Here is a 23,136-nt window from a genome sequence, read left to right as displayed (position 1 = left end):
ATCCATGCGACCGGTTCAGAGTTTATGAATAATTATTTTTTTAGAACGATTCAAAACAAATTGAGCCGCACCATGACGGGTGTTTGATTGTAAAATAGTCATTGGGATTATGCAAGCGTAACGCAGGCATCCGAACGAACGGATATTACAACATCCGGCAAGAGTGCAGACAATGCAAAATGCACAGAGAGTCTGATAGACAATGCAACTACTTGCATACAGGTACAACAAAACAATGGCGACTACAACATTTGGGTTCATAGTTGCAGTCGCCATTTCACATGCAAAGGTTGTACCTGTGGTTCCCGAAAACTTACGATTTCTTTCCTGCTTCGGATACAGCTACAAAAATAGCCGTCCTGATTCCGGGCGGCTATTATAACTACTTGCAGGTAATTGCAGACAGTGCTTTTTAATATATCTGTCTACAAGGTGAGAAACAACAATCAATTGTCACTCGTCCCTCCATTATGGTTTCTGTTGTAAGAGGTTGTCACGACTGCCACATCACCGTATTGTCTTCCACTGACGGAACGGTTCAATGCGGAGACGGTCAAAGTGGTCACTTGTTGAGTACCTGCCACGTGCAAGGCCGTACCGACGGGCAAGGTCACATTGATGGGGTAAGTTCCCGTAGCCGTAGTGACACCTGCGCCGGCAATGCGGGCCAGAATCTCAATCAGGTAAGCGGTTATCCGACTGGTCCCGGACGAAGTGATTTCCGTTCCGATGTGATAAGTGAACGAGGCCGAACCAACGGTCATGTCACCCGATCCATACAGGTTGTCCCACAGGTCTTGTTCAAAGGCCAACGGCGTGCTTGTGGAGGAAGAAGTCACATCCGCTCCAAAGAGCAACGTATAGGAAGTGAACTGGTCGGCAAACACGATTACTTGTCCGCCTTCTACAGTATATTCTGCATCCACCCATTGCCCGTTCACGTATTTCTGTGCCGTGATGGATTGCGCCACTTCCGCATCCACATCGTAAGCCAATTCGATGGGACTTGAAAGCGTGGCGTTCGCATCGGTGCAAGCCACGCTTGTACCAATCAGCATGACGCTTTCGGCAGCACGGGAAGTGGCACGGGTATTGGCTTCGGCTTCATCCAGCGTGTAAAGCGGGGTAACCACGATGGAACTTCCCGCAGGCAATTCCGCCGTCTCGGGTACGGTGACAGCCACTGTGACCGCGCCCTCGTCATTGCCTTCGATGGTCTCTGAAGTCACGTTGGCCTCCGTATCGCCGTTGGCGGCTACTTCAATGGTCGTGCCTTCATTGGGCAATGACACGTTCCATACGACATTGGCTCCGCTTCCGCTTTCTGCAACGGTGACGGTTGTTTCCTTGGACTGTTTCCCCGGAGCGGAAGCCGTCAGGGTATAACTTCCGGCATCCACATCGTCAAAAGTGAACGTGCCATCTGCGCCGGTCTGTGTCGATTCGCCGTTCATGCTCACGGTAGCCGAAAGGCCGTTGCCGTCCATGCCGGTGACACGCCCGCTGATACTGTGCGATACGGACACCGTGGGCGGCGTCACGTTGCTGTAATCCGGATCATCGTCACTGCACCCTACGAAACTGGTGCACAAAGCCACACTAAGGAATGCGAACATTCCCCATCTTGATAGATTTCTAAGATTTTCCATTTCTAAAAATAATTAAACGATTAAATTAGGTTATTTTGAAATTCTGTATTCTAGTAGTTATATCCGTATTGTTTGTGTCTTCAATCAGGGTGGGTCTTGCCCAACAGGTTTAACTTGAAACACAGGCCACCTGTGAAATGTTTCCCATTCTGCAAGGTTGCCTGCAAAAAGAGGTGTTTCCACAACAAACAGTCTGCGCCGATGTTGATATCGTCACCGGTATATTCTATCGTTGCCCGAAGGTTTCTGGCAAAGGACGGGCGATAGGTGATACCGGCGGCTATGCCCCGCCATTTGGCATTGAAATCCGATGTAAAATAGCGGTAGGTCAAATGAAAACCAAATTCATTCCGCCTGTACATGACGTGTTTGCTGGCGGCTATATAATAATTCTGGAAGTAGTCGTTGACCGGATATTTGCCTTCGGCATAGGACTCGTTCACCTTGCTGCCGGGATCCTGGGTGCCTATGGCAATTGCAGGCCACCATTTGCCTTCTTTCAGCGGACGCACTTTCAGGTGAAAGTACCGGTCTTTCTTATTATGTCCGACATGGCCATCGTTGTCAATCCCCTTCAGTATGGTACAGACATACGCTATTTCTATCCAAGGGAAGGGGGTGATGGCCAGAAAATGGTTGGTCGTGTTGAATTTCTCTCCTTCATACTGGTAGGTGTCAGGAAGAAATTCCTGATTCAGGAAGAAGAAACCGATACGGGCTTCTCCCTCTGTCGCCATTTCCGCCGTGGGCACGTGGATCATGCCGGTAACGCCCGAATACTCTTGCGCCCTCAATATCGGAATGCAGCCCATCACGACAAGGAGGCCAATCAATAATCTTCTCATTTCCGCCCTCCTTCCTTTTCCGAGAAGTCCGGCTTCATGGTGTTGCTGCCCCATTGCAGGGCATTGCGGTCAAACCAGCCCTCGCGTTCGTTCTCCTCCGGGTCGGTCGTGTACATTTTGTTGGCATAGGCGTCACCTTCCATACTGTATGTCAGGCGGAAATTAGAAGCCGGACGGAAATTGACAGTGCGCCGTTTCCGCTTGTAAGGCGGTATCATCATCACCACCTTAAAACCGGCATTCTTGCCGCCCTCGTTGCTATACTCGCCGTACAATCCGACCGTACAGTGGTTGAAATGCCGCATGGCTTCAACTATGGCTCCATAATCTTCATAGAGGAAACGTCCGCCCCTTGCGCGGAACTGCGTATTCCATTTGTTCAGATAGACATCGGTGCCCAGCAAGGCGGTAATCCGTTTGGGGGTACTTGCTTCCCAGTCCACTGCCATTGAACAATAGCCGGTTAATCCAGCCTGCACTTCCAATGCCAACCAGCGGTTTACGACATACATCCCTTTCAAGTCCAATCCATACCGCTCCCTGCCGAACAAGCCGCCGCTTGCTTTCAGGAACCACCGGGATCGCCAATGCGCCTCTTTAGATAACACCGCCATGTTCAACCGTACTTTCTTGTATCGGTCGCCATAGTCGTTATACACCGGCACTAATGCCTGTGCTGCCGCCTGCCACCCCTTGCCCATGTTCCATTTCACACCGGGAGTCAGATTCAGCAAAATCTCATATATTTTCCCATTGTGAAACAAATCCCGGTAGTTGAAATCCGCCCCTACAAATATATCTACCTGACCAGCGGGTATGGACGGCTGTGCAATTATGGATGAATACCCATAAAAGACCAGCATGAATAGCAAAATGAACAGTTTCTTGCTTATTCTCTCGTAAGCTTTCATTTTTTCATATACGCTCGTAATTGTTTTATTGTTAATTGATGTCATAGTTCATATCCCGGTCATCTTTCATCTGATACCTTTTACCACATTTTCTACGAAACGCAAGTTTCTCTTCATCCTTTTAACCCAATGTGAGCCATCCTGATTTTACTCTAAGATGGCTCACATTGAAACGACACTCGCACAAAGTGCCTTTCAGTCTTTCACCAGAAAAGAGGTGAAAGGTTTATTTTTCCCAATCATTTATTCACACTTTCATTAGTCCAAATATAATCCTTCATGATAAAACTTTGTTTTAGCTTCCACCTTAGGTCAGTTTACAAGGAACTACACGCAGACCGTGAAACGGGCTGCTGACAACAAACGGCGGTATGCTCCCGGAGAGGGCAGCATACCGCCTGTTTTGTTGTCTAGGGTTTCCAAAGGGGTGCCCCCTTTGGCACACGACTTTGCTTGCAAAGTGTAGTGTGTTATACCTGCTGGCGTGGCTGACAGAGGAAACGGGGTGCGGTGCTTCTTGCACCCCGTTTGCTCCGGCAGGAAAACAGGCTGAATTTTTGCGAATGGGAATGAGCAAAAAATCGGCCTGTTTTCAGAGAACGGCGGCAGGTATATGAAAGCCCCCGTCCCTCGTCCTTCGCTCCGACTTGTGGACAAAGTGTCCCGAAGTGTGGCCACACTCCCGGAAAAGTAGCAGGACAGCAGGCAACCGTCAAGGCTGAAATGAACGGGTTTGCACCCGGCCTTGACCGCCGCCCGCCGTTCCGCTGAATGGGTGAACAAGGCGGCCAATCCCTCAAAGTGCTTGGCCGCTCTCTTTTTGATTTTGGAGCATTTCTTTTCCCAAAATTGAAATGGGCGGGGAAGCCATTTTAGGGCTTTCCCGCCTTGATTACCCTTTAGCAAAGACGGGCGGGGCTGTCAACGGCGGCGCATGAAATGCGCCGTTCATCTTGACCGTTGACTGGCTCGGCTGGCTTTGCTATTTTTATCGAATTGCATATTGGTAAATTGCGTTGATATGTACTTGGGTTGTATTCACGATTGGCACATTAACATCTTCGGGCTTTATGGCAAGTGGCAGCTCCGTACAGGCGAGAATGAGTGCATCTACATTTTCTTTTTCAATGTATTTATTTGCCAGTGCAATCATTTTCTCTTTATCACTAGGAATTACTATGCCATTCTCTAAATTGGGGTATATCAGTTTTCCTAATAGAGATATTATTTTTTCGCTATCGCCTTTACAAGTAACATCATCGGGCGGCGAAGTTCATCTTCCATACCCGGAATATCCATCATCTCTTTAGGCGGTTCTGCTTCCTCTACAACTTTAAGCTCAAACCCATTGTTCAGCAATCCCATTATAATCTGTGTAAGTGTGTGATGTTGTTTTACTACATCACATCCTAAAAAATGTGTATTTCGTTCTCCTGTTATAAAGTAATTATCAATCGCCCAATATTGCGGTTTCCCATCATCTGTATAAATCCAATCTTGCCCAACTCCTGCGGTAAAAACAGGGTGTTCGATATTAAAAAGAAAAATTCCACCTGGTTTTAATGTCCTATACACTTTTTGAAATATTTCCACTATGTCCTCTATATAGTGCAGAGCTAAATTAGATATAACACAATCCCATTCATTTTCTGGATAGTCATATTCCTCTAATCCGCTAATACGATATTCAATTTGATTTCCTGAATTGCGCTTTTGGGCTTCCTCAATCATTTTCTTACTTAAATCGATCCCTAATATTTTTGTAGCTCCTTGTTCTTCTGCGAACTTGCAGTGCCAGCCATATCCGCACCCCAAGTCAAGAACAGATTTTCCTTCTAACGAAGGAAACAAAGGTTTTAATTGATGCCATTCACCAGCAGCTTTTAACCCCTCTTTATCAATGACAATAACATTCCCTTGTGTTTCTTCAAGAATTGCTGATCGCAAACTCGTTTTCCCTGACCCTGGTTGCCCACCAAGTAAAAAAGCGGTTGGCGATTCAACCGCTTTTTTTCCTTGAACCAATTCTTCTAAATTATCATTTAAGCGATTTTCAAATTGTTTGTCAGTAAAATTGACTATATTTGCCATATTAAGCCACTTTCTCTTTATTCAAAACTTGTTTTGAATAGCGATTCATTGACCGCCAATACTCATGAACGGCTTGTAATTCTTCTAAAGAATAATCAAAAAGATTTACACGTTTTGCAAGCTTTAATTGGTTTAATAAATTGACTTCCAATAATTGAGAGTCATTTTTATTTAATTCATGATTCAAAACATAGTTTAATACTCGATTATAAACGCTTGCCGATAATTCGTTAATGATCTCTATTTCAAATGTTTTTTCATAAGTAACTGCCATTTCATTTTCACTCCTTTTAAAGTTTGTCAGGTAAATATTTCCGAATATATTCTTCTAAGGCTTTATCCATAACTTCTTTTACGTTTCCGCCATTCTTTGCTGTTTCGATTTTTATAATATGGTGCAAGTCAGCACGAACACGAACCGTCTTATCCCCCATAATATCTTTTTTTGCACTGATTGGTGTATCATTTCGTTTTGCTTTTTGTGCGCCTAAATTTCCCACAACCACTCACTTCTTTCTATTTCTTCTTACTCTTATTTTATCATCAACAATCACAAATCACAAGTGATTTGTGATTAATCACTTGTGATTTGTGATTCTATTCTTTTTCGTTTTCTAATTGAATGATTCGCTCAAGCATTTCAAAAAATACGTTCTCATACATAGATAAAATCAATATATCCCTTTTCTCCGATTTTTACAACGGCATTGTAGGACTTTCTATCTTTCGTTTTGATTCCTTTTACCAGGGTTTCTTTTCCCTCTAGTAATTCTTTTACATTTGTTTTGGTGAGTTTTTTCTTTCTAAAATGTTCAGCTAAAGTGAAGGTACATTCAGGATAATTTGAACAACCATAAAACGATTTTTTTAATACAATATTGTTGCCACACTTAGGACATTTTCCTACAAGGGGTCCCGAGCGCTTAGTGGGAATTTGTACCCCTTATCGATACAAATTCCCCGTAGGCGCTAGGGACCTCTTTAGCTCCTTGGAAGCTGTCAGTAGTATACCTAATAATTTATCTACATTCCCTTTAGTAACGTGTAACTTTCCAAATTTACAAAAGCGACTCATAGAATTATTTCCTCCCGTTAAATAATAGATAACTATTAAAAATAGACAATACTTGCTCATAAGTAACGGTACTTAAATTGTTTACTTTGGCGTGTTTCATTGCTTGATGAAACTGATTTTTAGTAAACAGTTGACGATATTCTCGATTGACCCATTTTGAAACAAAGTACGTATATAGCTTCCAATATTTATCTGGAACATCTGTGGTATGGCGGGTAAGTTTTATTAAGACACTGTTTACTTTTGGTTTAGGATGAAAGCATTCCGCTGGCAGCTTAAGCAATTGCTGAATCGAGACTTGAGTGTGCAAGAGCAACCCTAGTGTTCGGTGAATATCCAAGGTACGCTTGTAGAATCCTTCTTCAACAATCAGATAGATGTCAGACGCATGGCTTTCAAAAACCACTTTTTTAATAATTTGTGTGCTTAAATGGTAAGGAATACTCCCAACAATTTTATACCTCTGTTTGTTAGGGAATTGAAACTGTAGAATATCTTGGTGAATTAAAGTGACACGAGTATTCAGTTTTAATTTTTCTGACGATAAGTTGAATAGATGACTGTCTAATTCAATAGACGTTACCTGTTTACTTATTTTAGCCAGTTTCGTCGTTAAATGCCCTTTACCTGTTCCAATTTCGTAAACGGTATCGGTTTCTTTTAAATTCAATTGTTTTATTATTTGGTTGAGTACTTTTTCACTCGTTAAAAAGTTTTGAGAATATTTTATATTTTTGTTCATGTAATCACTCCTTCTTAATTACAAATTTTTAGCATCTAATTTAACTTCAATAGACTAATAACAATGTTTGGTCTTGCTTCACTTTGTGCTTGTCGGAAGCCTAAATAGTAACTGCGTTTTGCTTCGTGTCCGTCTGGCAACCGCTCAAATTGTTCATCAAGTTCTGATACACCTTCTTCGTTATAGCGTGGATCAAATTCTTCTAAAAAGTCTGCTTCCTCTACAACTTTAAGCTCAAACCCATTGTTCAGCAATCCCATTATAATCTGTGTAAGTGTGTGATGTTGTTTTACTACATCACATCCTAAAAAATGTGTATTTCGTTCTCCTGTTATAAAGTAATTATCAATCGCCCAATATTGCGGTTTCCCATCATCTGTATAAATCCAATCCTGCCCAACTCCTGCGGTAAAAACAGGGTGTTCGATATTAAAAAGAAAAATTCCACCTGGTTTTAATGTCCTATACACTTTTTGAAATATTTCCACTATGTCCTCTATATAGTGCAGAGCTAAATTAGATATAACACAATCCCATTCATTTTCTGGATAGTCATATTCCTCTAATCCGCTAATACGATATTCAATTTGATTTCCTGAATTGCGCTTTTGGGCTTCCTCAATCATTTTCTTACTTAAATCGATCCCTAATATTTTTGTAGCTCCTTGTTCTTCTGCGAACTTGCAGTGCCAGCCATATCCGCACCCCAAGTCAAGAACAGATTTTCCTTCTAACGAAGGAAACAAAGGTTTTAATTGATGCCATTCACCAGCAGCTTTTAACCCCTCTTTACTGCGGGACATCTTTGCATATTCTTCAAAAAACTTCTCATTATCGTATTCATTATTCATAACCTTAACATCTCCTATTTTATCCTTCGGCACCGCCGCCTCCAGGCGGCTCCCCAACTTCATCTGCTCGATAAATGGGAATTGCACCAAAACAATCTAAGACAACAATGCTGCCCTACTTGCGATTTTTTCTTGTACTGCGGAAACAGTTTCTTGAATGGAATAATTGGTCGTATCTACAACATTCGATTCATATATTCCCAGATTGCAAAATTGCTCCCACATTGTTTCTACCAATTCGATATTTGTTTTTCGGTCTAACTTTGAGCGTTCAACAGCTCGCTTCAAGGTTTCTTCCTTACTTGCCCTTAAAATAATATAATGCACCTCATAATGTTCCCGAACAAGACTTTGCCACGGCTTTAAAAACCACGGTCCGATAATACCGTCAACAATTACATCATATCCCCCACGAGCATATCGCTTCGCAGCTTCTAAAAACGCTTCAATGACAATCAAATTTTGCTCATTTGATTCTGGCAAATGCGGTGGTATTGCCCCTTTACTCAAATAATGATAAAAGTCATCTGTGTGCATATGCACAGACTTTTCCAAATCTGATTCTTTTGCAACAGCAGATGCCGTTGTAGTTTTTCCTGTCCCCGGCGCACCTGTGATTACAATAATTCTACCTTGATTCATCTATATTTTACCTCCACAAATTCCGATTTGTTGATAACTCATTATATCATAAATCTATCCACTATATCATAAATCTATCCACTTTTCAATCTATATCACGCAATTAACTTGGAAAGGAACACCGCCGAGCAATGGGTTATCTCGGCGGTCACTCTTTTACTCGTTGTCCGCTCCATACGATACCGACGACGGAATTCCGTTATCATTTAGATTTTTCTCGATATCCTTCACCGGAAGTGAGGAAAAATACGCTTCTCTTCCCTCTTTTATTATAAGCTCGTGGCACGGCTTGTTTCCGGCGTTGTCGGGAATGCGCGCGTCCATTATGTTCACGGCTATCATCTCGGGAGTAATGGCGGCTCTCCCTCCGGCTTGACCTACGCACACCACCGCGTCGGGTCTGTATTGCTCCACCGCTTTTTTAAGAACCTCTCCTGCCTTTCCAAACACCGTCGGCACTTCGAGCTTTAAAATTTCCGCGCCTTGTATTTCGTTTTTCATCATTTTTACGGCTTCTCCCGCAGGATTGATTTTCTCTCCCCCGAACGGGTCAAAGCCTGTGAACAGTATTCTCATTTTATCATGCCTTTCTTTGTCTGTATTCTCTCAAAATCTCGCGGCACCTGTTTTGAAGCCACTCTGTTGTCTCAGTATCGTTTTCGACAGCGTTTTCGTATATTTCCGTCAGCCCTATCCGCAGCTCATAGCATAAAATTCGCTCGGTATATCTCGGCAGGTGAGAGTATTTTCTCTCCCAATACGCCGCAGTTTTTTCCATGCACATGAGCCATGTCCGCCAAAAATACGCGGTCGCGATGTCGTAAAGAAAGTCCCCGTAAGCCGCGCAGTCCCAGTCTATAACGCCACTTATCCTCGATTTTTTGCCTACGATAACATTATTCGAGCCGAAATCCCCGTGGAACAGCGCTCTTTCTTCCGGGCAATAAGATATAAGCTCACGATATGCCGCGAGAAGCTCGTCGATGAGTGAGAGGTTAACATAGCTCCTGCTTACCGCCGTCCAGTCTCTCTCGAATACCTCCGCAAGATATTCTCTCCAGCTGTAAAACGGAGCGTTTCCCGTATCGCTGTCAAACACGCCGCAGCCGGAAGTGCCTGATATATCGGTTCGCGATATTGCTTCGGTTACATCCGTAATATCGCCGAGCAGTCGCACAACCGTTTCTTCATCGGAGTCCTCATATGTAATCCCGTCCGCTTTTACGCTGATGCAGAAGTAGTGCGTGCCGTCAAAGTTGCCTGTTTCAACAACCTCTGGAATAGGAACTCTATCCGAGCGGAAGTGCTCATAGGCGTATTTGTCTTTTTTGAAGCCTTCCATATTTGAATTTATGCGCACGACATATTCTCTGCCGCCACGCGAAAACCAATACGCCTGTGACTCCTGCCCTTCTTTTATCGGAAAAAGCCTTATATCCTCACCGTACTTTCGGCTTAAAAACTCTGTGATGCTTTCTTTTGAATAATCGCTTTTCATGTTCCGCTCTCTCCTTTAGCTCTGTCTGAGGATAATATACCACAAAAAAGCAAAAAAATCTAAGACAACAACGCTGCCCTACTTGCGATTTTTTCTTGTACTGCGGAAACAGTTTCTTGAATGGAATAAGTGGTCGTATCTATAACATTCGATTCATATATTCCCAGATTGCAAAATTGCTCCCACATGGTTTCTACTAATTCAACATTTGTTTTTCTGTCTAATTTTGAGCGCTCCACAGCTCGCTTCATAGTTTCTTCTTTACTGGCCCTTAAAACAATATAGTGTACTTCATAATCTTCTCGAACAAGGGCTCTCCATGGTTCTAAAAACCACGGCCCTACAATTCCATCTACAATTACATCATATCCACCGCGGGCATAGCGCTTTGCAGCTTCTAAAAAGGCTTCAATAACAACTAAATTTTGTTCGTTGGACTCTGGTAAATGCGGCGGTATTGCTCCTTTGCTTAAATAATGGAAAAAGTCGTCTGTGTGCATATGCACAGATTTATCCATGTTCGATTCTTTTGCGACAATCGACGCAATTGTTGTCTTTCCTGTTCCCGGCGAACCTGTAATCACAATAATTCTTCCTTGGTTCATTTTCACTCCTCCTATTTCGATTTGCTGTTCTCTATTTCTTTTTCCGTCCCCGCTGTGGGTTTGGATTTTTCGGCAAGTCCAACTTCTCCGCAATCTATTTTAGCCGCTTCTTTTCTTCTTCAAACAGTTTATTATACCCCAAAACCATAAATCAGCAAACGCAAAAACCGTTACCAAAGAAAATGCCGCCTGCCTTTTTTGCTAAACCTAAAGAGGCTAAGTTAGAAGTGGACGCACTATACAAAGGAATACTACCATTTCGTCTAACTGCTTCTGCCCATTCTGCAAGTGTGTGGAATGCATACCCTTTTCTTCTGTAAAGTTCAGCCGTTTCAATTCCCGCTTCCTCTGCCTCAAGAATAATCCGAACACTACGACAAATAGATACGACTTGAGAATCTTCCAAATAAGCAGCGCAAAAGGGAACATCCAGCAACTCTTCAGGTAGCCAGGGAAAATAGTGGCTCATCTGAGGCTCAATGTTGTCTTTAGTGAGTAAGCAGGCTTTTAACTTTGGCTGTTCAGGAAGCCAAAAACAAGCATCTTCTGAAATCTTACTTTCTCCTAATAGTTGCCGATATTCTTTATCATAAATAGGTGATTCATTCGGCAGCATCAGTACTGGCTCTCTGTTGGTAATTGATTGTAGTTTTTCTCTTAATTCTTTCGGTACGTCAGCGCGAAAATAAGCATGTGGTTTTTCGTAAAGTGGTCTTGTCAAATAGAAGCGGGGAGCCGGCTGTGAAGTGGAGTCCCATGGTTCCCTTATAGTCATAAGTTCGTTCTTTTCATTCATTGTAAACAGTGCTTCTACATGAAGCTGCATATAGTACGAGTTGCTTTTTCCCATTTTCTAATATTCTCCTACATTTATTTCTCTGCCTGTTCAATCATTTTCTTTACTAACCGCTGAAACAGGTCGGCGGTTTCCTCGTCCATCGGTGCAAGCTGTCCGATCTGTCCAGCTATCATCGCCGTTACATCGTCAATGGAAAGCGGTTTTTGTTTCTGTTCCGCCAGTGCGTCCCGCATGGCTTGGAACATAGCGGCGGTCACAGCTTCTCCCAGCTGTTCCCCGTTGTCTATGTCTTTCTTAATGTCCCGCAGGATAGCCAGGAACACATTTTTGATTTTTTCAATCTCCGCTTCATGTTCCCCCATCTTTTGGGCGTTCAAAAGCTGTAAATCCTGCTTCGCTTCTGCCCGGTGTTCCGGGTGTTCTTTCATCAGGTCGGACAGGGAAGCCGTTGCTATCTCGATAAGCTGGTTTCGTGCCATTATCCCCTTTGCCGCCGCGTCCTGAAAATAAATCCGTATCAAATCTATCAGCTTAGGAAAATTCCTGTGTTCCAACAGGCGGTTGAGGATTTGCACATCAACAGCGCCCGTCACAAGCCCCCTTACGGCTCCCTCTGACAAGCCTAATTCAGAAATATCGTAGCTTTTACGGACGCTCACGGTGGACAAGCCCAGTATGTAGTCTGTCGATACCTTAAATTCCTTTGCCACACCTATGAGAATATCACTGCTGACCGTTCTCGTTTCGCCGCTGACAATGCGGCTCAACTGGGAAGCGGAAACGCCTATCTTCTCCGCAAGTTCCTTCTGTTTAGGTTTGGATATATTGTTTTGAGTTGCCACGATATACAATATTTAGATTGGACGTGATTAATTAAAAATGAGGATGGCCACAGAAGTCAGCAACGATGCCAGCGAAATCCAGAACGAGGTGGAACGCACGTTGTTGCCGTTGACGGTAGATTGACGGGCTTTCACTTCATTGGGTTCCACATACACCACGTCATTCTGTTGCAGATAATAGGCGGGTGAAGAATAGATGTGTTCGCCGGAAGTGAGGTTCAGTCCGTACACCCGTTGCACATCCCCTTCTTGCCGTAACACCATCACCTTGGAACGGTTTCCGTAGATGGTCAGGTCGCCTGCCATGCTGAGTGCATCGAGTATGGTCAGCCTGTCCCGGTCAATGCTGAAACGTCCCGGACTGTTCACCTCGCCCAACACGGATATGCAGAGATTGGCAAATTCCACGGTCACGACAGGGTCTTTCACCAAATTCTCCTTTATCAATTCGTTCTTGATACATTCGGCGATTTCTTCCCGCTTCATTCCGGCCACGTGTATCTTGCCAAGTACAGGAAAATCTATCTTACCGTTGGCATCTACGGTATAAGCGGATACTCCTTGATTGCTTGAAGCCGTCACGCCATTTGTCCTTAAAGACTGACCCAATTGCCTGGACACATAAGGCAGGTTGAACAAGTCCGTCAACTGGGGGTCACGGCTGTTGACGATAATGGAAATCTTATCCTCCGGTCGGACTGTAATGGCTTTCACTTCAGGCAACTTGATTTCTGTTTCCCCGGGTCTCAAATCCTGGAAATAAACTACTTCCTTGGAAGAACCGCACGAGCCCAGTGTCACTGTACTTGCGACAATGAGCAAGATGTAAAATACTTTATTTATACTCATATTCCTGATTTTTCTTTGTTTAAGACCTTCTATAGCCTGTGTCTTGAAATACTATGGTGTTTTGGTAGTGCCATTCATTGAATGATTTGCCGTCAACTGGCTTTCCTGTCTTGTATATCCTTTCTACAAATGTTCTTTTCATACACTCCATGTCACCTACGGCAAATGGCATTTCCCTGTCCTCTACACTTGTCACAACAATAGGGAGGGGCACACGAAACACTTTCATCGCATTAATAACCGATTTCGTATAGATGTGACAAAGGTGAAAAGCAGAACGTTCGAATGCCACCCAATAATTATCAACACGGTACAGATGAATATGCTCTCTATTGGAACGCTCACTGAAAAGTATGTCTGACAGATGATTCTCCATCAACTTGCCAAGCTCTATGCCGAACCTGTTCATTGAAATTGTGATTAAATCAATTTATAATAGCATTAATTTTCGGTCGCAAGGGGGATTGATTTTTCCTGTTTGTTAGGGAAAAATTTACAATCGGTTCATATCCTCATGGAATAAGCTGAATATACTCCGCTTCTACTTCTATGGAGGCAGCCAACAAGGTGGGCAGTTCCACCAGCAGCCTTTTTGTCTTCGAACCACGTGTGGTCACCAATGTGCCCGTATATCCGTCCAACTGCCCGCCGATGATGCGGATTTTCCGGTTTCTCATCTCCGGTGTCACCTCGTCAGGGGAATAGAACTTAGGATTATCACTGGCTTCTACCGCCTTGATGAAACGTTCCATATCTGCGACAGGGACGATGATAGGAGTGTGCTGTACACCGAGCTTGTAACGGTATTGAAGCTTGGGGGTACTCTCCACAATGGCATCAAGATGCTCCCTCGTGTCTTTCACGAAAAGCAAGTCCTGCATGAAAGGCACTTCCTGATCCACCCGCTTGCCACCAACTACGACCAAACGATGCACCATAGGAGTGAAACACTGCACCTTCAAGTTCTCGAACATCTTGTAGGCGGGCAATTTGGCATGTCTGCGTTTGAGGTCACGCATGGCATACCAGTGCAGTTTATCCTCTATAGGTAGTATTTCGTCCATGATAATAAATGGATAGCCTTACGCCTTAGTTGGTGAAGGGATACATTTCCGACTCCTCCAAGTGTTTATTATATATTGAAACACATGTAGTTACAACGGTATTATCCAAAAGTTCGGGGAAATTCCCCAGCATTATATATGCTATCATTATCTTATTTCGGCATGACCTCAATCGTACTTTGGTAGACTCGAAATCATGTACATTATCGGTACATCTCTCCGTAAGAGATGTATCATGTTTAGCAATTGGAGATAATTAGGTGATATCCAATGAAGTATAAAATGTAATAATTACAATTTGTCAAACAACTGTTCGACAAATCCTTTTTAAGGACGTATTGGAAACTATTCATTTCTTAACTTTTTTGGTATTTATCACCGTTTTCCCAACAATTGTGTGTAACTTTGCATGCGAAATACATCTCTTACGGAGAGATACACCGATTTGTCGAACAAATCCACTTTCTACCGCCAAGCCTTTTTCCCAACGGTTTTCTTGTCGATTCGCATTTTATTCCCCCCCTAATCCGCTTATATACAAAGGATAGCTGTACCTTTAATGAGGCTACCACTACAGAATGTACATCGCGCTCTCAGGCCTTGAATCGGTACATCTCTCTTTAAGAGATGTATCCAACCTGCTATTTATTTGAAAATAAACAGTTTGTTAATTCATACACTTTTATTTGTCAAACAATTCTTCTTCTTTTGTCGAACAAATCCTGTGGGAAGGTTCGCCCAAAACGTAATTTTCAGGATTCATCCTGTGTGGATTGCAGTATTTTTTGTAATTTTGCGGCGTGCGAAACATCTCTTAAAGAGAGATTTACCACTTTGTCCAACAAAAATCCCCCTGAACGGGAAAGGTTCAAGGGGAATCTCTCAACTTACAAAATGTGTTTGGGGGTACCCAATCATTCTTATCTGCCAATAGACCGGATGACCTTGCTGTTGGCTTTGTCCACCACCGAAGAATCCAGTAGGGCCAAATAGATGCGGGTCGTATCTTCCGAATCATGCCCTAACGCCTCGCTGATGACAGGCACGGGCACATTCTGACTCTTGGCGATGCTGGCCCACCCATGCCTTGCGACATAAAACGTGAGCTTGATGGGACATTCAACCATCCGGCCAATCTTTTGCAACCGCTTGTTCATCACATGCGAGGCATTCAGGTATTGCCGTCTTTCCTTTTCTCCCGGCACCTTGATGATGGGAAGAAGGTAAGGAGAATCCGGATTTGTGTATTTCCGGACAATTTCCTGCATGGGCTGCTCCCATTTGATGCAAAGCTGTTGGTCGGTCTTGTGCCGCCGATAGACAAGCACGCCGTTTTGCAAATCTTTCTTTTTCAAGAAAGCCAAGTCCACGAAAGACATGCCGCGAAGATAAAAGCAGAGCAGGAACAGGTTCCGGGCGAAAGCCAAGGCCGGATATAATTCCAAATCCAGATTCTTGATCCGTCCGATGATTTCTGAGGATACGCCCCTTTTGACCGTCTTCTCAACTCCCGTATGGACATGGCGGAACGGACTGCGGTTTTCCACCAATCCTTCCTCCGATGCCCTATTATATAAGGTACGCAGATTGCGCAAGTAAAAAGATACCGTATTCGGGCATTTCCCGTTCTGCTTCAGGTAAGCCTCGTATTCCATCATCATGACGGAATCCATCGCATCCAAAGGTACATCTCCCGCTTCGCCCCGGAAACGGATGAAACTGTTGAGTGAACTGGCATAGACTTCGGATGTCCGCTCTTTCCCCATGCGTTTGGTCTGGTCGATGACTTTCCGGGCATAGACAAAGAAACAGTCGTCATGTCCTTCCGGACTGTGATAGGCAAGGACTATCTGCTCGGAAGAAAGTTTCCCTGACTGTTCCAGCTTCCGGATAATGCCGTTCAACCGTTTCTGGTCTTCCTCCATACGGAAACGCAAGGCTTCCAGATAGCGTTCCCGGTCCGGATTGCCTTTCACGCTGCGGATTTTGCCCGCTTCCTTGTCCCATTCATAAAGGTGCAATTTATACCCCGTACTAATCAGGCGGGTCTGCCGCCCGTGTATCACTTGATAACATAACGTGCCCTCTTTGCCTGCGACCGAAGAGGACCTGAACTTGATTTTTATTGTTGCCATAATAATCGTTTTTTTTGCTGATAAAATATAAGTGAGCCGGGGACATACGGTTGTCCTCCCGTATGCCCCTTAACTGTTTTTATCCAAGCGCCTCAAATCCTCACTTTCTTTACCTGCGGTAAAGGTGCCTCCGTTTGCATTTCCGGACGGATATGCCAAGTGTGCCTGTCTGATGGCGGAGTCGGGACGATTTCATGAGATACCCCGGCATGGAGACTTTCTTTCTGGGATTCTTTTCCCTTTCCGTCTTCTTCCAGTACTGGCTCTTGTTTAGGAGCCAGTTCCAACTGTATCTTGCGGTCAAGAGCGGAAAGTTCGGATTTCAGTTGTTTCAGTTCCTCCTCCTTCTTCCACGTCTTGCCCGCTATCTCCTGCAACTGCGGTATCTCACGCTCCAGCACCTCGTTCTTTTCCTCGTACTGCTTGATAATCGCCGGGATACGCTCCAACGCATTGAGGAAGTTCAAGGCGGCGGCATGGGTGTCCGCCATCGCCAAATGCCCGTTGTTGTAGGTGTACTTGTAGTTACCCTCGACATGGAAACGGTTGTCGATGAACTCCAACCCCTCGCTGAGCGTCCGCTCGCTCACCACCTTGATGGGGAAGCCGTACAATTCACCGATACGCTGGGGTACTCCGCCTGTCGTGGCGTTCTTGGCTATATCCTGCAACCGCTTTCCGATGGCCTTTTCATCGGTGGTGTCCAGCCCGTCAATCTTTATCAGGTTGAGCCGGTTTCCGTCCTTGTCGATCTGTGCGGCAGCGGTGAACTTCTCCCAATCCTCCGTCATGGCGGCGATAATGGCTTGGTTGTTGCGCAGAGCGGTTGTCTTGCTTTCCAGCTTCAGTTCAGAATCGCGCTTGCCCCTGTTGAACGACTTGCGCTCACCCTCCAGCGAGGCGATTTTCTTTTCGAGCTTCGCCTTGTCCAGCAAGTCCGTGTTGCCCGACAGTATCGCCATGTATTCTGAGAAGTTCATGCCCGACTTCTCGTCCATCGCCCCCTCGTCGATGGTTCGTGCGCCCATCGCGCCGGACTTCAACTGCGATATGAACGTCTGCTTGCAGTGCAACAAGTTGAACTTGTACGAGTCCAGCGACTTCTCCACGGCATAGATGATGACGTCCACCTTGTTGTCCGCGTACAGCTTGGCAATCTCGTTGCCTTTCCTGACCGCCCGTCCGTCACGCTGGGCGAGGTCGGACGGCCGCCACGGCGTGTCGAGGTGATGGATGGCGACCGCCCTGCGCTGGGCATTCACACCCGTGCCGAGCATACTCGTCGATCCGAACAGCACACGCACCTGCCCCTCGTTCATCGCCTCGATGACCGCCTTCCTTGCCTTCTCGGTCTTGCACTCCTGAATGAAGCGGATTTCATGGGCGGGTATGCCGTAGTCCTCCACCAGCTTGCGCTTGATTTCGGTATAGACGCTCCATCCGCCGCCCGGCTGGAATGTACCGAGGTCGCTGAACACGAACTGCGTACCCCTCTGCGCATCGTATTTATGATAGTATTCCGCTATCATCTTGGCGCAATGGCTCGCCTTGTTGTCGGGGTGGTCTTCGTAATTCGGGTCAATCATGCGCATGTCCAATGCCATCTTCCGGGCATAGTCCGTGGCGATGAGCATCTTCGCCTTTTCCTCTGTTTCCGACAGCGGCGGCCTGCCTAAGATAGTCGCATCGCCGGACTTGGCGAACTGCATCAGCTTTCCGATAAACACCTCTTGGTCGGGCGTGGGCGGAATGTGGTGCAGTATCTCGTTCTTCTTCGGACGTTCCACGCCAATGTCCTCCGCCGTGCGGTAGTCGGTTATCTCGTTGTAGAACGCCGCCAGTTCGGGTACTTTAATAAAGTAGCGGAAACGTTCCTTCTGCACGATGCTGTTCGTTACGTTGAACTCAAAGTCGGTCGTCTTCTTAGCGAATATCGCCGCCCATGCGTCGAAACAGCGGATGTCCTGCTTCTCCAACGCCTTCGGGCGCAGGTACTTGAACAGCAGATATAACTCCGTGAGGCTATTGGATATGGTCGTGCCGGAGAGGAACGTGGCTCCCAAATCCCTGCCCGTCCGTTCCTGTATGGTGCGGATGGCGAACAGCAGGTTCAGCGCCTTCTGGCTCCCCTCGGAGTTGCCCAGCCCCGCCACTCGGTCGTGGCGCGTGTTGAACGTCAGGTTCTTGAATTGGTGGCTCTCATCGACAAAGAGGTGGTCGATGCCCATCTGCTTGAAGTCCGCCACGTCGTCCGCCCTCGTCTTGATGGCGTGTTCCACCTTTTCCAATTTGGCTTGCAGGTTGAACTTGCGTTTCTCCAAGCCCCGCAGCATGGCGCGTGACACGTCCTTGCCCTGACTACGCAATACCTCAAGGTTTTCCTCCACCGTGTCCAGTTCCGCCTGCAAGATGCGCTGCTGCAACTCCGGCGACTGCGGGATCTTTCCGAACTGGTCGTGCGACATGATGACGCAATCCCAATCGTTGTTCTTGATGTCGTTGAAGAAGCGCACCCGGTTGGCGGCGGAAAAGTCCTTCTCCGAGGCGTAGAGGATGCGGGCGTTGGGGTAAGCCTTGCGGTAGGTCTCGGCAATCTCCCTCACGTTGGCTTTCAACCCGATAATCATCGGCTTGTGCGCCAAGCCCAGACGCTTCATCTCGTAGGAGGCGACGCACATTATCAGCGTCTTGCCGCCGCCAACTTCCTGGTCGCCTATGCCGCCGCCGTTCTGTTTCACCATCCATACGCAATCCTTCTGCGAGGGGTACAAGTCCTTTATGCCCAAGCCTTTCAGGTCCAAGCCCGGGAACTTCTGGTGCGAGCCGTCGTACTTCGGGCGCACGAAGCAGTTGAACTTGCCGTTGTACATATCTGTCAGGCGTTTCTTGAACTCCGGCGACTGTTCTTCCAGCCATTCGGTGAAGCCGTTTCGGATTTCGTCAATCTTCGCGTTGGCGAGCTGGATGCCCTCGCTGTCGCGCACCTTGATGTCGTTCCCGTTTTCGTCCTTGCCGATGCTTTTCATCATGTCCGGGCAGGTGTTGTGCAGCGCGTGTTTCAGCAGGTTCATGCCGTCGTAGTTGCGGTAATAGCCCTTTACCAGAAACTCGTCTGTGATTTTCATCGTCTTGCAGGCACAGTTCACGGAATACTCGTCAAGGCTTTCCGAGTAGGTTATCCGCACGTCCGTGTCGAACAGGCGGCTCATGTAGGCGGCATACACGCCCGTGGGTATCCAACGCTCCCCGAAGTTGAAGTCCAAGTCCTCGAAGGGGATTTGTTCGGGCACATTCTCGCGCAAAGCCGCCAATGACTCCTGCGCCTGCGGCAGCATTGCGTGTCCCTCGTGTTCCCTAATCCAGCCCTCCACGTCGGCGACTTTCTGCACCACGTTCCCGGCGATGAAGCGGTCGGCAATCTCGTAGCCCTCCGCCAACGGGTTGTAGAACACCCGCCCTTTCAGGGCTTCCAGCATCTCCGCTTGCGGCAGGTCGCAGAGGGATTCCATGTAGGGCAGGTTCACGCCGCCGTACAGGTTGAGCGAGGCGGACAGGGCTTCTTCGGGCGATTCCACTTCGACCAATGTTTCCTGCGAAAAGGAAACGGGACGGTCGAAGATGTCCGCCTTGACAAACTGCCCGTCCTCGCCGCGCTCCAACGAGAGCATGTTGCGCCCCGAAGCGTCCATCAGGATGAACTTTGCGTTGTGCTTGGCGTTCAGGTTGCCGTAGCGCATGACGAACTCATCGTAGTAGGTGTTCAGGTTGCGGCGCAGCAGGGCGTTTTCCTCGTGGTTCTCCGCTTCGTGGACGTAGAGCCGCTCGTAGGTGTTACGCAGGTCGATGTACAACTGTGCCTTCTGCGCCTGCATCCCCTCCATGTCGAGCGGCTGGAAAGTCGCCCCGTACCTGGTGACATCCCTCAGCACCCCGATTTGGAAGCGGACGCCGCCTGTGTGTTCCCATACCAGAGAGCCGTCTTTCAAGTGCGGCTCCATGATGCCCTTGAACGGGCGTGGCATCATCGCTTCCTCTTTCCGGCGTTGCCGTTCTTCGGGTGTCAAGGCGGCTTCTTCCTCGCGCATTTCCCTTTCCACACGCTCGATTTGCGCTTTCCCTTCCGCCTCAAAACCGTTCTCAACGGGATAAAATGGGCGCACGGACGATGGTTGCTCCATTTCCGTAGCCTGTCTTTCTTCTTTTTTCGCCTCCGCCGCCCTTTCCGCCTGTTTGGCTGCATTGGCATCCATCTTCTCCCGACCGAGGCGGCGCAGTTCCGCCCGGCGTTCCGGCGTGAGCGACATCATCATTTCATAGAAGCCGTTGATGGGCGGGTTGGTCTCCCAGTCCAGACTGCGGTAGATGGCATCCTCCGGGTCATCGTCCTCTGTGGTTTCGGAAGCGTCTTTCACATCGGGTGAAGTGGCAGAAACGGTTTCCTGTCGGGACGCTTGCGGCACATCCATCCTGTTGCGGATAATTTCCTCCATTTCCTGCGCTTCTTCCGGAGTCAAGGACGTGATGTCGGAAGCCGCTTCTGTGGATTTGGCTTTCACTTTTCCGCTTTCTTTTTTCGCCGCTTCCTCCTTTCCGCTCTTCGGGAGGGAGAACAATGTTGGCTGTACGGCTTTCTTCCCTTTGGACTTACCGCTTTTCTTCCGTTCCGGTTTCAGCCCCCGTTCCGCCAACCGCCGCTCTTCCTGCGTGTAGCCGAACAGGTCGTACAAGTCCATAACCGGGGCTTCGGGGCGTTTGCTTTCCACCTCCTGAGCCACGGCTTGCACCGGTTCCGCTTTCAACTGTACCGACTTTTCTTCTTTTTTCGCCTCCGTCTGCATAGGTTGTACGACAATCGTCTGCCGAGTCTCCTGCCTTTTTTCCTTGATGCCATTATAGCGTTCCAAGTCCAGCCGTGCCGACAAGTCCGCCGACAGCATTTGGTACAAATCCGTTGCGATGCCCTCCACACCACCGCTGTGCGTATAAACCATAGCGGGCTTACCGTAAGGGTCGGTGTCCCTTTTCGCGTCGGTATGGATGATGCGTTCCGGGTGGTCGAGGAAATACCCGTTGGAAACAATGTTCGTGTGGTTGCTCTTTACCACATCGCCCAACCTCTTGTCTTCCTCGGAAAGTTCCTCCTTGCCTTCATTCTTTTGCAGGATTATCAGGTCACACCCCACCTCCGTGTTGGCATCTTCCGTGAACAGGTTGTTCGGCAGGCGGATGGCGGACACCAAGTCCGCTTTCCTTGTCATCATGTAGCGTGTGCCGCCGTTGCTTTCCGTATTCAATACCCCCTGCGAGGTGATGAACGCCACGATGCCGCCGTCACGCACCGCGTCCAGCCCTTTCAGGAAGAAATAGGTATGCACCTTCCTTGCCGCTATCTTCTTGAACACCGAGCCGTTGGCATATTCCGGGTCGAACACCGCGATGTCCCCGAAAGGGATGTTGGATATGGCAAGGTCAAAACGGTTCAGGAACGGCTTTTCTATCTTCTCGAAGCCCTCCGTGCGTATCTTCTGCTGCGGGTACAGGTGTCCCAGCATCTTGCCCGTCAGCAGGTCTTTCTCGAAGGCCATCACCTCCGCCTGCGGGTTGTCCGACAGCACCGAGCCGATGAACGCGCCCATGCCCGCTGACGGCTCCAGCACGAGGTTGGGGCGCACCTTCTTGTCGTGCAGCACGTCCGCGATGGTGTCGGTTATTGCTTTCGGGGTGTAGAACGCCGTCAGCACCGAGGCTTTAAGCGAGTCCACGTAGCGTTTGTACTCCGTTTCATCCTTGCTGTTCTCTCTAATGATTCGGTGCAGTTCCACCGTAGGCGCGAACAGTTCGAGGTCGGACTTCGCCCAACGCGCGGCGTCCGCCAGTTCCCTTGCCGGGTTCAGGATGCACTTCAGGCCCCCGAAGCCGCAGTAACGCTCTAATAGCGCACGTTCCCTCTCGGTGGGTGTGCGCCGCTCCCGGTCCAGCGTGAACGCCGTGCGTACCGCCTCGATGTTGTCGCGCATCTTCTGTTTCCTATTGAACGCCATAGGACTCCAGATAAAGCATGACGGTTCCCACCAGCTCCGTGTAGAGCAGGTCGTGTCCGGGCGACAGGGCGAAGGTGTCGTCCGACGTGTCGTAACCGGCGAACAGGTTTGTCAAGTAGGGATAAAGCTCGTTGCAGAACGCCTCGCGGCCGGATTCCGCCACCTCGTCGGCGAACTCGTTTTCCACGACCTCGCGCAGCAGGGCGTAGGGCGAGAAGTGCAGCCCGTGCAGCAGGACGCGCATGGCTTCCTCGTGGGCATACTCGACCGTACTTCCTGCCGACCTTTCTTTTTCAAAGGTGGTGGCGGCAGCTTCCTCCCTCTCTGCAATAAGGTACGTGTCGGAAACTTTGTCGGGATGGTATTTTCTCAGGTAGTCCAGCAGGTACAGCCCGTAGTAGGACAGTTCCGCTGGGACGGTTTTCTTGTTCTGTTTCATTTTCTGATGGATTTAGTGGTGAAAAATCAGATTGTGGAATGGATAGGAAAGAAGAAAA

At 47.4% G+C, this 23,136-nt stretch carries 21 protein-coding genes and 2 pseudogenes; all 23 read right to left on the bottom strand.

Features of this window, described 5'->3' with window-relative positions:
• Nucleotides 1-446 precede the first annotated feature (446 nt).
• Nucleotides 447-1,649, bottom strand: a complete 1,203-nt coding sequence (locus R8806_RS13315) for a beta-sandwich domain-containing protein (protein ID WP_004292790.1) — start codon at nucleotides 1,647-1,649, stop codon at nucleotides 447-449.
• Nucleotides 1,650-1,729: 80 nt separating this feature from the next.
• Nucleotides 1,730-2,494 (bottom strand): YjbH domain-containing protein, encoded by a 765-nt coding sequence (locus R8806_RS13305; RefSeq protein WP_004322045.1) that lies wholly within the window; start codon nucleotides 2,492-2,494, stop codon nucleotides 1,730-1,732.
• Entirely contained in the window at nucleotides 2,491-3,450 is a 960-nt protein-coding gene (locus R8806_RS13300; RefSeq protein ID WP_004292788.1) for a hypothetical protein, read from the bottom strand. The genes R8806_RS13305 and R8806_RS13300 overlap by 4 nt, the downstream gene beginning before the upstream one ends.
• A gap of 943 nt (nucleotides 3,451-4,393) precedes the next feature.
• Entirely contained in the window at nucleotides 4,394-4,585 is a 192-nt protein-coding gene (locus tag R8806_RS20080) for an aspartate/glutamate racemase family protein (protein ID WP_370751961.1), read from the bottom strand.
• Between the two features lie 44 nt (nucleotides 4,586-4,629).
• Entirely contained in the window at nucleotides 4,630-5,496 is an 867-nt protein-coding gene (locus tag R8806_RS13295; protein WP_007857419.1) for a methyltransferase domain-containing protein, read from the bottom strand.
• Nucleotide 5,497: 1 nt separating this feature from the next.
• Nucleotides 5,498-5,770 (bottom strand): antitoxin, encoded by a 273-nt coding sequence (locus tag R8806_RS13290; protein WP_000301765.1) that lies wholly within the window; start codon nucleotides 5,768-5,770, stop codon nucleotides 5,498-5,500.
• Nucleotides 5,771-5,786: 16 nt separating this feature from the next.
• On the bottom strand, nucleotides 5,787-5,996 hold the full coding sequence (locus R8806_RS13285; protein ID WP_000527317.1) for a peptide-binding protein: 210 nt from the start codon (nucleotides 5,994-5,996) through the stop codon (nucleotides 5,787-5,789).
• Nucleotides 5,997-6,151: 155 nt separating this feature from the next.
• A complete protein-coding gene (locus R8806_RS20075; protein WP_074118312.1) occupies nucleotides 6,152-6,430 on the bottom strand; it encodes a topoisomerase C-terminal repeat-containing protein in 279 nt (92 codons plus the stop codon).
• Nucleotides 6,431-6,575: 145 nt separating this feature from the next.
• Nucleotides 6,576-7,313, bottom strand: coding sequence for a 23S rRNA (adenine(2058)-N(6))-methyltransferase Erm(B) (gene erm(B), locus R8806_RS13280; RefSeq protein WP_002292226.1), 738 nt, complete (start codon nucleotides 7,311-7,313; stop codon nucleotides 6,576-6,578).
• Nucleotides 7,314-7,348: 35 nt separating this feature from the next.
• Nucleotides 7,349-8,227, bottom strand: a complete 879-nt coding sequence (locus R8806_RS13275; RefSeq protein ID WP_007215979.1) for a class I SAM-dependent methyltransferase — start codon at nucleotides 8,225-8,227, stop codon at nucleotides 7,349-7,351.
• 33 nt (nucleotides 8,228-8,260) lie between these two features.
• Nucleotides 8,261-8,806, bottom strand: a complete 546-nt coding sequence (locus R8806_RS13270) for an AAA family ATPase (protein ID WP_004292764.1) — start codon at nucleotides 8,804-8,806, stop codon at nucleotides 8,261-8,263.
• A 156-nt stretch (nucleotides 8,807-8,962) separates the two neighbouring features.
• Nucleotides 8,963-9,382 (bottom strand): pyroglutamyl-peptidase I, encoded by a 420-nt coding sequence (locus R8806_RS13265; protein ID WP_002788929.1) that lies wholly within the window; start codon nucleotides 9,380-9,382, stop codon nucleotides 8,963-8,965.
• 4 nt (nucleotides 9,383-9,386) lie between these two features.
• Nucleotides 9,387-10,304, bottom strand: a complete 918-nt coding sequence (locus R8806_RS13260; protein ID WP_002779679.1) for an aminoglycoside phosphotransferase family protein — start codon at nucleotides 10,302-10,304, stop codon at nucleotides 9,387-9,389.
• 59 nt (nucleotides 10,305-10,363) lie between these two features.
• Nucleotides 10,364-10,909 (bottom strand): AAA family ATPase, encoded by a 546-nt coding sequence (locus tag R8806_RS13255; protein ID WP_009145352.1) that lies wholly within the window; start codon nucleotides 10,907-10,909, stop codon nucleotides 10,364-10,366.
• Between the two features lie 151 nt (nucleotides 10,910-11,060).
• On the bottom strand, nucleotides 11,061-11,759 hold the full coding sequence (locus R8806_RS13250) for a GNAT family N-acetyltransferase (RefSeq protein WP_004292762.1): 699 nt from the start codon (nucleotides 11,757-11,759) through the stop codon (nucleotides 11,061-11,063).
• A 20-nt stretch (nucleotides 11,760-11,779) separates the two neighbouring features.
• Nucleotides 11,780-12,550 carry a helix-turn-helix domain-containing protein gene (locus tag R8806_RS13245; protein ID WP_007840971.1) on the bottom strand — a complete coding sequence of 257 codons (771 nt, stop codon included), beginning with the start codon at nucleotides 12,548-12,550 and terminating at the stop codon, nucleotides 11,780-11,782.
• A gap of 27 nt (nucleotides 12,551-12,577) precedes the next feature.
• The gene (locus tag R8806_RS13240) at nucleotides 12,578-13,399 is read right to left on the bottom strand and encodes a polysaccharide biosynthesis/export family protein (protein ID WP_004292760.1); all 822 of its coding nucleotides are present in this window, start codon (nucleotides 13,397-13,399) and stop codon (nucleotides 12,578-12,580) included.
• Between the two features lie 19 nt (nucleotides 13,400-13,418).
• Nucleotides 13,419-13,808, bottom strand: coding sequence for a hypothetical protein (locus R8806_RS13235; RefSeq protein WP_004292759.1), 390 nt, complete (start codon nucleotides 13,806-13,808; stop codon nucleotides 13,419-13,421).
• A gap of 103 nt (nucleotides 13,809-13,911) precedes the next feature.
• Nucleotides 13,912-14,463 (bottom strand): UpxY family transcription antiterminator, encoded by a 552-nt coding sequence (locus R8806_RS13230; RefSeq protein WP_004292758.1) that lies wholly within the window; start codon nucleotides 14,461-14,463, stop codon nucleotides 13,912-13,914.
• 920 nt (nucleotides 14,464-15,383) lie between these two features.
• Nucleotides 15,384-16,598 carry a site-specific integrase gene (locus R8806_RS13225; RefSeq protein ID WP_004292757.1) on the bottom strand — a complete coding sequence of 405 codons (1,215 nt, stop codon included), beginning with the start codon at nucleotides 16,596-16,598 and terminating at the stop codon, nucleotides 15,384-15,386.
• A 215-nt stretch (nucleotides 16,599-16,813) separates the two neighbouring features.
• Nucleotides 16,814-20,968: pseudogene (locus tag R8806_RS13220) on the bottom strand (helicase-related protein); the annotation flags it as partial.
• Nucleotides 20,969-21,340: 372 nt separating this feature from the next.
• Nucleotides 21,341-22,639 (bottom strand): annotated as a pseudogene (locus tag R8806_RS20090) (N-6 DNA methylase); the annotation flags it as partial.
• The gene (locus R8806_RS13215; RefSeq protein ID WP_004292755.1) at nucleotides 22,626-23,078 is read right to left on the bottom strand and encodes a DUF1896 family protein; all 453 of its coding nucleotides are present in this window, start codon (nucleotides 23,076-23,078) and stop codon (nucleotides 22,626-22,628) included. The gene R8806_RS13215 and the pseudogene R8806_RS20090, both read right to left, overlap by 14 nt.
• Nucleotides 23,079-23,136 lie beyond the last annotated feature (58 nt).

The organism is Butyricimonas faecihominis (assembly GCF_033096445.1).
GTDB lineage: Bacteria > Bacteroidota > Bacteroidia > Bacteroidales > Marinifilaceae > Butyricimonas > Butyricimonas faecihominis.
The sequence above is the reverse complement of the archived record's forward strand: the minus strand, read 5'-3'. Positions and strand labels throughout refer to the sequence as shown.

Coding starts and splice junctions, on each gene's coding strand:
- R8806_RS13315 (WP_004292790.1), bottom strand. CDS start 1,649: ATGGAAAATCTTAGAAATCTATCAAGATGGGGAATGTTCGCATTCCTT.
- R8806_RS13305 (WP_004322045.1), bottom strand. CDS start 2,494: ATGAGAAGATTATTGATTGGCCTCCTTGTCGTGATGGGCTGCATTCCG.
- R8806_RS13300 (WP_004292788.1), bottom strand. CDS start 3,450: ATGACATCAATTAACAATAAAACAATTACGAGCGTATATGAAAAAATG.
- R8806_RS13295 (WP_007857419.1), bottom strand. CDS start 5,496: ATGGCAAATATAGTCAATTTTACTGACAAACAATTTGAAAATCGCTTA.
- R8806_RS13290 (WP_000301765.1), bottom strand. CDS start 5,770: ATGGCAGTTACTTATGAAAAAACATTTGAAATAGAGATCATTAACGAA.
- R8806_RS13275 (WP_007215979.1), bottom strand. CDS start 8,227: ATGAAGTTGGGGAGCCGCCTGGAGGCGGCGGTGCCGAAGGATAAAATA.
- R8806_RS13270 (WP_004292764.1), bottom strand. CDS start 8,806: ATGAATCAAGGTAGAATTATTGTAATCACAGGTGCGCCGGGGACAGGA.
- R8806_RS13265 (WP_002788929.1), bottom strand. CDS start 9,382: ATGAGAATACTGTTCACAGGCTTTGACCCGTTCGGGGGAGAGAAAATC.
- R8806_RS13260 (WP_002779679.1), bottom strand. CDS start 10,304: ATGAAAAGCGATTATTCAAAAGAAAGCATCACAGAGTTTTTAAGCCGA.
- R8806_RS13255 (WP_009145352.1), bottom strand. CDS start 10,909: ATGAACCAAGGAAGAATTATTGTGATTACAGGTTCGCCGGGAACAGGA.
- R8806_RS13250 (WP_004292762.1), bottom strand. CDS start 11,759: ATGGGAAAAAGCAACTCGTACTATATGCAGCTTCATGTAGAAGCACTG.
- R8806_RS13240 (WP_004292760.1), bottom strand. CDS start 13,399: ATGAGTATAAATAAAGTATTTTACATCTTGCTCATTGTCGCAAGTACA.
- R8806_RS13235 (WP_004292759.1), bottom strand. CDS start 13,808: ATGAACAGGTTCGGCATAGAGCTTGGCAAGTTGATGGAGAATCATCTG.
- R8806_RS13230 (WP_004292758.1), bottom strand. CDS start 14,463: ATGGACGAAATACTACCTATAGAGGATAAACTGCACTGGTATGCCATG.
- R8806_RS13225 (WP_004292757.1), bottom strand. CDS start 16,598: ATGGCAACAATAAAAATCAAGTTCAGGTCCTCTTCGGTCGCAGGCAAA.
- R8806_RS13215 (WP_004292755.1), bottom strand. CDS start 23,078: ATGAAACAGAACAAGAAAACCGTCCCAGCGGAACTGTCCTACTACGGG.